This is a genomic window from Vibrio sp. 1401, from assembly GCF_033340295.1.
In genome coordinates, this window is record NZ_JAWOWF010000417.1 from 1 (window position 1) to 668 (window position 668).

1 protein-coding gene is annotated in these 668 nt (G+C 47.2%); it reads right to left on the bottom strand.

Translation table 11 applies throughout. From position 1 onward, the window contains the following. Positions 1-566 (bottom strand): ABC transporter ATP-binding protein (locus R7Z77_RS25975; RefSeq protein ID WP_318137128.1); only part of this gene is annotated, 566 nt, incomplete at its 3' end. Between the last annotated feature and the right edge of the window lie 102 nt (positions 567-668).

Consider the following 668-nt stretch of genomic DNA (forward strand, 5'->3'; position numbering starts at 1 on the left):
TGATCGAGTGCAGATGTCGGCTCGTCAGCAATGACTAACGCAGGATGCCCTATCAGCGCACGAGCTGCCGCCACTCGCTGTTGTTGTCCAATACTCAGCTCTGACACTGGGCGAGAGTGTAAATTTGTCGGTAAATGAAGCCGCTCCAACAAGGTTGTCGCTTGTGATAAAAGCTCGGCTTTGGAGGCGTTTGGTGCCACGCGATCTTGTCTCACTTTACTGAACTGGCAAGGAAGTAATACGTTGTCGATGACATTCAAATACGGCAGCAAGTTGAATTGCTGGAAGATATAACCAATGTGGTCGGCGCGGAATCTATCTCTGCGGCTTGAACTCAGCGTCGCTAAGTTCGTATTGAGTACTGATAACGAGCCTGAACTTAACGTATTGATTCCGGTGAGCAAAGCTAAAAGTGTGGATTTTCCACAGCCACTTGGCCCTTTGATAAAGACATGCTCACCCGTCGCTATCTGCAAATCAGGAATATTGATCACCGCGGTCTCTGAACCGGGCCAGACAAACTGAGCCTGTTTGAGCTCAACCACGTTTGATGCTGAATCAGTCATAGTAAATCACCAAAGCGAATTAAAAAAACACAGCGTGTAAGTGGGTACTTACACGCTATTAGGGTTATTTGATTGCGATTTGAGTGTTGCTTTTGGTTAAGC